The sequence below is a fragment of the Algoriphagus faecimaris genome, assembly GCF_900101705.1.
In the GTDB taxonomy this organism is placed as follows: Bacteria; Bacteroidota; Bacteroidia; order Cytophagales; family Cyclobacteriaceae; genus Algoriphagus; species Algoriphagus faecimaris.
In genome coordinates this window covers 1-9,248 of record NZ_FNAC01000073.1, presented here as the reverse complement: position 1 = coordinate 9,248, position 9,248 = coordinate 1, and the positions used below count along the sequence as shown (strand labels likewise).

The following is a 9,248-nucleotide window of genomic DNA, read 5'->3' as shown; positions in this document are numbered from 1 at the left end:
ACTTTAAGCTTGCCAATGGTTTTGAGCAATTGGTCTTTCTCTTCATCGGCCGGATCTTTCTTGTTTCTGCCGCCTTTTTCAAAGACCTCTTCGGCGCCGTTGAGAAACTCACGTTTCCAGTTGCTGAGCTGCTGGGGTGCCAGTTCATACTTCTGAGCAAGCTCGGCAAGTGAGGAGCGCTCTTTCAACAGTTCCAAAACCACCTTGGTCTTGAACTTCGAGGTAAATTTTCTTCGTGTGGTCATCACAGTAAATTTAAAGGTTAATTTTTAACTTAATTTACTGCCCCAATTTTTGGGGTATGCTCATGCCAGGGATATGATCATCAAGTTTCAATTAATTAATCTAGGGGCGATTTTAGAAGCTGTCGTAAAGCACTTGAGACCAGATTTAGTTAAAAAGGATGTATACTTTATAATTAATAAGTTAGCAGAAGATAACTTGATAAGTAATCCTCAAGAGCTTAAAGAACTCTGGAAAGCAAGAAAATCTATTCACCTTCATTTGACTGGAGATGTTGAAGATATAGAGTTTTCGGATGAAAATTACATTTTATGGCATTCTGCTTTGGGTAGGATGATACAGGATTTGAACGAATCTTTGGGGTATTAATTTTCGGTTAGTTTTCTATTAAAAGAAATCCTTTTCAGGTTTTAAGCGGATTTCACTATCTTGATTTATTCTTAACTTTAATCGATAATCTTTCTATTTTTGGCACATGGGAGCGACGGAGCAAATTAAGAGTTTGATCAAGCATTTTGGAGAGGGTGACGATGAGCGATTCATTTCGTCTGCCCTGCAAATTGCTGCGTCTGAAGCCCAAAAGGGACATACTGCCCTAGCGCAAGAACTGAAATCCCTCATTGATAAAGCAAGAACTAAGCGGAATCAGCCCTTCGCTGACCGAAGTAAAACCATCCCTATTCTTCCATCTCAACGGGATTTAAAGGAACTCTTGGATGTCTTTCAGCCGGTAATCAAGTTGAAAGACATGGTCCTGGATTCGAATACTCGGTCCTCACTTGAGAAATTGATAGAGGAGCAAAACAACTGGCAGCTTCTCCGTCAGTATAACCTCCAACCCAAACGAAAACTACTCCTAATAGGACCTCCGGGTTGTGGTAAGTCCATGACAGCACAGGCAATTGCTGGAGAATTGGGAATTCCAGTTTTTATTGTACGACTAGATGGGCTAGTCTCCAAGTTTATGGGAGAATCCATCGCCAAGCTTCGGGTGATCTTTGATGCCATGGTCAACCACCGTGGAGTATATCTTTTTGATGAATTTGATTCGATCGGGAGTCACCGAAATCAGGGACAGGATGTCGGAGAAATCAAACGGGTACTGAATTCCTTTCTGATCAATATCGAAAAAGCTCAAAGCAATAGTATCATCATTTGCGCCACCAATCTACCTGACATGTTGGATAAGGCTCTATTTAGAAGATTTGATGAGGTAATCCAATTTCCTCTTCCGAGTGAGGAGGAGATCTTTACCATGCTCAGAAGACAGCTTCAAGCTTTTGAATTTGCTGAAGTTGTCGATTTTCATTCCATTTCAAGAGAGTTTTTAGGACTTAATTTTTCGGACATCGTTCGTGCTTGTGAAGAAACTATCAAAGCCATGATTTTGAGTGGCAAAACCAGACTCCAAACACAAGACCTGATCGATGCCCTTTCCAAAAGAAAGTAATCGATGGCACAGGAACCCAAACGACATTTAATTGGAATAGAGAGATTCTCCAGCACTCAAGATTACACCTATCCTCGGCGGGTAGCAGCTCCGTTTTCAGTTGCGCCCAGAAATCGAGCAATTCATGGAAATCGGATCAAAAGTCAAATCCGAGCCATAAGAGATCAATTTGATCTAAATCAGGAACAGGAAGTTCCGGAAGGTTTGGTTCGAGATGAGGTGATTTATGTGGAATTTTTCTCCGAATGGGGTTTTGAATTCAAATATGAACAGCTTCATTCTGACTTAAGAGATTATTATAAAATCCTAAAAGTCACTAAGGAAGTACGTACTTTCGAAGGGCAGGAACAAAAGCGGTTTAAGGTTCTGGTAATGTTGGCCAAAAGAGGTGTCGAGCATTTTTTATCTAAAGTGGAAGATTACCTTACACGAAATTACCGCGATCTTCCCGATGGTAATCCGCTTTCACAAAACCTTATTGCCAATCTTGATGAAATCCGGATGGCCACCCTTCAGGCTTTTTGGGTGGATATTGATACCTATTCTTTTCCAGTGTCTGATCAGGAAGTCTGGTGGGAAGTTTGGTTTAGACGTTCTGCGTATCAAAAAGACAAGATTGAGCAGCAATTGGAAGGAGCTGGTTTAAATTTTAGTCCACGCGAATTATTCTTTCCAGAACATGTGATCCGAATGGTCAGAGGAACCGCGGAGCAGTTAGCTTCTTCAGTATTTCTCTTAAACAGTTTGGCAGAATTAAGGAGACCGCAAGAAATCAATGATTTTATTACTTCAGGAGACATCACCTATGAGGATGAACAATCTTGGTTGCAAGATTTGATGTCGAGAACTGAGTTTATTCCTGATGCGGGAGAACGTAAAGTGTTCGTCTGCCTATTTGATTCAGGCCTTACCCATCGACATCCATTAATTGAACCTTTGGTAGATGAATCCAATCTTCATTCCTGGAATCCTGCTTGGGGAGTTGAGGATACCGGAGCTGATGGAGGGCATGGAACCGGAATGGCGGCATTGGTCCTTTTTGGAGACTTGACTGAAGCACTTGCCAGTTCGACACCGATCCGAATCTTGCATGGGATCGAATCTTTTAAGATTGTTCAGCCAAATGTTTCTACAGACAAAGAATTACATGGTATCATCTACCTAGACGGAGTTGCAACAGTTTCAATTTCAAATGCAGAGGTAAAAAGAGTGTACTGTATTTCAGTCACCAATGACGGAGTTATTAAATCAGGTAGACCCAGTTCAGCTTCAAGTACCCTCGATCAAATTGCCTTTGAGACCTCTTTTGAAGGAGCAGGTCCCCAACTTGTTCTAGTCAGCGGAGGGAATGTGAAATTGACAAATCACGGTGATTATCCCAATCAAAATTTCATCAGAAGCATTCAAGATCCCGGACAAGCATATAATGTGTTGACCATAGGAGCATTTACCCAAAAGGATAGACTTTCACGGCCAAGTAAGTATATTCCTATTGCGAGATTGGGTGAAATGTCTCCTAGAAATTCAACTTCAGCGGCATGGGAGCCTCAATGGCCGAACAAACCAGATCTCGTCCTAGAGGGAGGAAATCAAGTGACTGATGGACACTTTCTGTGGGCACATGATGAATTAGACCCCCTATCAGTGAATAAGGATTTTTCAACCAGACTATTTAGACCTTTCGGCGGAACAAGTTCGGCAGTAGCGTTTGCTTCCAAGATGGCTGCTGAGATTCTCACCGCATATCCCAATTTTTGGCCCGAGACAATCAGAGGATTGATGGTTCATTCCGCTGATTGGACTCCTCAAATGCTCAATGGGATAAATATCAATAATGAAGGCCAACGAAGGGCTCTTATTCGATCAGTAGGTTATGGTGTGCCCAATCTCGGTAGAGCACTTTATAGTGCAGGAAACTCTCTAACCTTGATTGCACAAGCGCAATTAAAACCATATCGGTTAGATAGAAGTAATGTCCGTTATAATGAGTTTCACCTTTATAAAATCCCATGGCCCACAGAGGTTCTACAAGACCAACTTTTTGATCAAAAGGTGACTATCAAAGTTACTTTGTCCTATTTCATAGAGCCAAATCCCGGTGCTCGAGAATATGCCAAAAACTTTTCTTATCACTCCCACTCTCTAGATTTCAAACTGATAAAAGAAGGAGAAAGCCCGAGTGATTTTCAGAGACGGGTCTCTGCAGCAACGGAAGTAGAAGATGAGGATGAAAGTCCTGATTTCCGTGAAGAAGATTGGACTATCAAAGAACGAGTACGCTCAAAAGGTTCTATCAAAAAGGATTTTTTAGAGACCAATGGAGCTAATCTTGCTTCTCGTAATCTGCTAGCAGTTTATCCTAAATCAGGTTGGTATAGAACTAGAAAAAGTTTAGAAAAGTATGATCAAGAGGTAAGGTATTCATTGATCGTAAGCATAGAGACACCAATTGAAGAAGTTGACATTTATACCCCAGTAGAAAACCTGATTACGATTCCAATTAGAACTTAAATTAGTTTTTAGGTTAATAATTCGTTAGGAATTGTTCAAAATCACTATTTTGAACCAAAATCTATTTATGCCATTCACCGAACTCAATAGCGTAGAGTATTTTATAATACACCATCTCAGTGGAGTTAATCTTAATTCTGATAATTTTGATGAACCTAAGTCACGCTACAAAACGGAATGGCAATTTAGATCAGCATCTGATCTCAATCGTTCAGTAAATGAAGTTCTCTTGGAAGCTGACCTTAAGGATTCCTTAATTCGATTGAATCCTGAAATTCAGAGGGAACCCAATCTAGCTGATGAGGTAATCTATAAGCTTCGGGCAATTTTGATTTCTGTACAGCAGGTAGGTTTGGTTAAGGCGAATGAAGAATTTTTTAAATGGATGACAGGGGATAAGACCATGCCTTTTGGTGAAAACAATCGCCACGTTCCCATTCGATTGATTGATTTTGAGGATTTGACCAATAATCATTATATCCTCACCAATCAGTTTCGGGTTCACCACCGGGAAACCAAAATTCCTGATATTGTTCTTTTTATTAATGGAATTCCTGTAGTGGTGGGTGAGGCAAAGACACCCATTCGGCCGGGAATCAGTTGGCTAGATGGTGCGGCTGAAATTCATCAAGTGTATGAAAATTCTATCCCTCAACTCTTTGTCCCTAATATACTTTCTTTTGCTACAGAGGGGAAAGAGCTATTCTATGGCAGTATACGATCTCCTTTAGATTTTTGGGCACCATGGAGGTTGGAAGATGAGGATGAAGCTTTAGCGAAAAGACTTGGTTTGGGTGAGATAGGAAAAGAAATGGGAGATTTACTTCACCCTAATAGATTGTTGGATATTCTTCAAAACTTCTCCCTATTCAGTACCAATAAAAAGAAGCAGCGGATGAAAATTATCCCTCGATTCCAGCAATATGAGGGAGCAAATAAGATTGTCGAAAGGGTAAAAGTAGGCCGGATCAAGAAGGGGTTGATTTGGCACTTTCAAGGTTCCGGTAAATCCTTATTGATGGTATTTGCTGCTCAGAAACTTCGGAGGATGCCAGACTTAAAGAGTCCTACGGTAGTCGTATTGGTGGATCGAACTGATTTGGATACCCAAATATCAGGAACTTTCAATGCGGCTGATATCTCCAATGTGGAAACCACGGATAGCATTCGTGATTTACAAAAAATGTTGGAACAGGACACCCGAAAAATCATCATTTCGATGATTCATAAGTTCCGGGATGCCAAACCCAATATGAATACCAGAGAAAATATAATCGTGCTAGTGGATGAGGCCCATCGGACCCAAGAAGGTGATTTGGGGCGTCAAATGAGAGCAGCTTTACCCAATGCATTTTTGTTTGGATTGACAGGAACTCCAGTTAACAAAGCGGATAAGAACACCTTTTGGGCATTTGGGTCAGAGGAGGATGCAGGTGGATATATGTCTCGATACACCTTTCAGGATTCCATTCGGGATGGGGCAACTCTCCCCCTTCATTTCGAGCCTCGTTTGGTTGATGTGCATGTGGATAAGGAAACCATCGATAAACTTTTTGAAAATTTTAAAGAGGAGGCAGCCTTGACTGATGAGGAGGCTGATGCTTTAAATAAGAAATCTGCTAAAATGGCAGCCTTTCTAAAATCTCCTGAAAGAGTAAGAAAGATTGTGGACGATATTATCTCCCACTTTCAGGAAAAGGTAGAACCACATGGCTTTAAAGCTATGATCGTAACACCTGATCGATATGCCTGCATCCAATACAAAGAGGAATTAGATAAAATACTTCCAACTGAGTCCAGTAAAGTAGTGATCTCCACATCTGCAAATGATGACTATGATTTCAAGCAAAAGTGGACAGTGGATAAGTCAGAGCAAGAACGAATCGTAGATGAATTTAATGATCCCCAATCTGATCTCAAGTTTTTGATTGTTACCGCCAAACTTTTAACAGGATTTGATGCTCCTATTCTCCAAACCATGTATTTGGACAAGTCACTGAAAGACCACACACTTTTGCAAGCTATTTGTCGAACAAACAGGCTATTCCCACAAAAGCATTTTGGTAGGATAGTGGATTATTTTGGTGTCTTTGACGACACGGCTAAGGCTTTGGAGTTTGACGAAAAGTCTGTAAATCAAATAATCACAAATCTTTCTGAACTTAGAGAAAAGCTACCACAAGCCATGAAAGATGCACTTGCACATTTCCAAGGCGTAGATCGTACCATTCCAGGTTTTGAGGGATTGGAGTTAGCACAGAATGCTATCAAAACAGATGAAAAAAAGGATGCATTTGCTAAGGACTACAAATATCTCAGCAAGCTATGGGAATCGCTTTCACCAGATAATATCTTGAATAACCATCAACAAGATTATAAATGGCTTTCTCAAGTTTTTGAATCGGTAAGGCCAGCATCTGACACGATTGGAAAGTTACTTTGGATTACGCTAGGTGCACAAACCACTAAATTGATTCATGAGAATATTCATGTGGGTGATATTCACCATTTGGAAGAATTCATTTTAGATGCCGACGTTATTGAGGATATTTTTAATAATCCTGATCCAAAAAACGCCAAGAAACTTGAAAAAATCTTGGTCAAACGATTTAAGATGCATGAAGGAAATCCGAAGTTCAAAAAGCTAAGTGAATTACTTGAAGAGGTAAGAGACCGAGCGGAACAAGGACTTATTTCATCTATTGAATTCGTAAAAGAACTTTGTAAAATCGCTAAGGAAACTGTACAAGCAGAAAAGGAATTAGCTGAGGAAATTCTTGAAAAAACGCCCAAGGCTGCACTAACAGAACTATTTCTCGAATTAAAAACAGAGGAAACACCAGCGGTGGTTGAGAGAATCGTTAACGACATTGATCAAATTGTTAGAATGGTTAGGTTTCCGGGTTGGCAAAAAACTACAGGAGGAGAGCGGGAAGTTCAGAAGTCTCTTAGGAAGGCACTTTTAAAATATCAGCTGCACAAAGACCAAGTCCTATTCGACCGTGCATACGGATATATCAAGGAGTATTATTGAGCAAACCTTTAGACCTTCATGTGTGAGACTATTCTTCTCGCTGAATACTTAAAAAAAGATTGAAAAATCCCACCACTAGGATTAGGGAGAAGATTCATCACCATAATCATCCATTGAGGGATAAGACCCGAATTTTCCTTGATCTCTTGATAAATAAATATCTCTGTCTCCCCCTAATCTTCGATTTTCGTTGTATTCATCTTTTAATTGGTTTCCTGTGGACTCATAAGTTTTTCCAGGTTGGTCAAAGGTGGAACCTGTCCCTTTCCCACTTTGAGCAAGAGTGATTTCATTACTTATTTCTTTGTGAATTTGATTCCATTCATTGCAGGTTTTTCGATGATTTTTTTGCTCTTTTTTTAAGACCCTTTCGTTACACCCTTCACAATAATAGTAGTTAAATCTGTCAGAATATTCAGCGAGGTTGGGTACAGGTTTTGATGACCATATTTCTAAATTAATTTTTTTCACCCTTTCGTATTCGTTGGATATAGCTTCCTGAATTTCATCAGGATCTATAGGTTCGGATCTTTCTAATCTTTTTAAAATCCCTTCAATTCTTTTCTTCTGTTTAAAGGTTAGAATGTGCCTTGGATAATCATTAAGCCAACTGACTAGCGAATTAATGATTTCATCCATCCTTTTTATTGATTCACTCATTTGTCTCAATTTTTAATTCTTAAAATCTAATAAAAATTTAAGAGACTTGAAAAATTTAGCTTAATTATGAGTTTACCTTTAGTCTATTCCCTTAATTTCCCTCTGAAGGTGAATCAGAAAATTGTACAACTCAGTTGAGGTCAAGGTTAAGACCAGTTCATCTTGATTCTCCTCAGATGTATTCAGAAGAGTAAGGAATTTTTTGGCAATTTCCCGTTCTTTTTCAGTTGGTTTTTCAACTGGTTGGTAAAAATCATCATGGATGACATAATGGGTGTTTTCCAAAGGAGTGACAGTTGGAAACTCCAATGGTTTAATAAGTTCAAATACGTTTTTTTTCATTTTTCTCCTTATCCTTAATTATTGCATTAGCCAATATTTTAGCTTGATTTTCCGTGATTATGATTTTTTTCTTTTTCATACATATAAATACTTCGACTTAGGCAAATCATCATATTCTTTAAAAAATCTGGCAATTTTTTTTTTGGTTTTGATCCCCTTTCATAAGTCGGCCAAATTTTCCAGCAAATTTTTTCCTGAGCATCGAAGGAGGTAAGTAATCAAGGTTTTTAGGGGGGCTAAGGAAGGATCCCGAGAGGCCGGGGGGAGAGGCAGGAAGAGGTGAGGACCATCGTCGACAGGAATGTCGAAATTAAACTGCGCTATTGAAAACCCTCTTTCATTTGTGTTCTGCAGGGCACACAGTGAATAGTCTAGTTTTAGGCAGATTAAATTCAAAAAATGACGGTAGTTTGGCGCGCAAGTATTTGCGCTGCAACTAGAAGATCACAAATTTAGAGTACACCTTTTTTAGTGAACTTTTTTCAGCTAAAAAACCAGTTCAAAATGCAGCATAGACCAAAAATGCGCTCTATTTTAGCCTAAACGGTAACCCACCCTAAAATTATGAGCATTTCCATTCTTTATGTTCGTACGTCCACTCTGGACCAACGCACCGACCGTCAGCGGGTCAATGAATCAGAATTTGATAAAGTGATTGAGGACAAATGTGAGCATACCCCAATTGTTAGGACAGAATTCATTTGACTTCAAGTATACAGAGGCCGGTTGAGTTTTCCATATTTCCACACCTGAAAATCCCTTTTTAGATTTTCAGAAGAGTGTGGGAATGTGGTAAACTCGTTTCACGCCACCTGCTCAATCATGGAATATGCTTCTGCAGGAATTCTGTTGTCCAGACTACTGTGCCTTCTACGGTGATTGTAATAATCCATGTATTCTGCCAGCTGTGCATAGAGATCCAATCCGTCCTGTGGTGGGTTGAGATAAATCTTTTCGTACTTGATGGTTCTCCAGAACCGTTCGATAAACACATTGTCTATGGCTCTT

At 39.7% G+C, this 9,248-nt stretch carries 9 protein-coding genes; 5 read left to right on the top strand and 4 right to left on the bottom strand.

Features of this window, described 5'->3' with window-relative positions; translation table 11 throughout:
- On the bottom strand, positions 1–245 hold a 245-nt coding region (locus BLQ57_RS20210; protein ID WP_092824214.1), incomplete at its 3' end, for a transposase.
- 73 nt (positions 246–318) lie between these two features.
- Here BLQ57_RS20210 and BLQ57_RS20205 point away from each other — a divergent pair.
- The 4 genes from BLQ57_RS20205 to BLQ57_RS20190 all read left to right on the top strand — a co-directional run bounded on the left by BLQ57_RS20205 (position 319) and on the right by BLQ57_RS20190 (position 7,238).
- A complete protein-coding gene (locus BLQ57_RS20205; protein ID WP_087941418.1) occupies positions 319–612 on the top strand; it encodes a hypothetical protein in 294 nt (97 codons plus the stop codon).
- 106 nt (positions 613–718) lie between these two features.
- Positions 719–1,693, top strand: coding sequence for an AAA family ATPase (locus tag BLQ57_RS20200; protein ID WP_087941419.1), 975 nt, complete (start codon positions 719–721; stop codon positions 1,691–1,693).
- A gap of 3 nt (positions 1,694–1,696) precedes the next feature.
- Positions 1,697–4,204: a S8 family peptidase gene (locus BLQ57_RS20195; protein WP_087941420.1), complete on the top strand. Its 2,508-nt coding sequence runs from the start codon at positions 1,697–1,699 to the stop codon at positions 4,202–4,204.
- Positions 4,205–4,253: 49 nt separating this feature from the next.
- Positions 4,254–7,238 carry a type I restriction endonuclease subunit R gene (locus BLQ57_RS20190; protein ID WP_240507886.1) on the top strand — a complete coding sequence of 995 codons (2,985 nt, stop codon included), beginning with the start codon at positions 4,254–4,256 and terminating at the stop codon, positions 7,236–7,238.
- Positions 7,239–7,319: 81 nt separating this feature from the next.
- Here BLQ57_RS20190 and BLQ57_RS20185 read toward each other — a convergent pair whose 3' ends face one another.
- Positions 7,320–7,898: a hypothetical protein gene (locus tag BLQ57_RS20185; protein WP_087941422.1), complete on the bottom strand. Its 579-nt coding sequence runs from the start codon at positions 7,896–7,898 to the stop codon at positions 7,320–7,322.
- Positions 7,899–7,976: 78 nt separating this feature from the next.
- Positions 7,977–8,240 (bottom strand): hypothetical protein, encoded by a 264-nt coding sequence (locus tag BLQ57_RS20180; protein ID WP_087941423.1) that lies wholly within the window; start codon positions 8,238–8,240, stop codon positions 7,977–7,979.
- 564 nt (positions 8,241–8,804) lie between these two features.
- Between BLQ57_RS20180 and BLQ57_RS21300 the strand changes: the two genes are divergently transcribed.
- Positions 8,805–8,945, top strand: coding sequence for a hypothetical protein (locus BLQ57_RS21300; RefSeq protein ID WP_169712813.1), 141 nt, complete (start codon positions 8,805–8,807; stop codon positions 8,943–8,945).
- Positions 8,946–9,043: 98 nt separating this feature from the next.
- Here the strand turns inward: BLQ57_RS21300 and BLQ57_RS20175 are convergent.
- The coding region (locus BLQ57_RS20175) for an integrase core domain-containing protein (RefSeq protein ID WP_139162843.1) at positions 9,044–9,248 on the bottom strand (205 nt) is incomplete at its 5' end.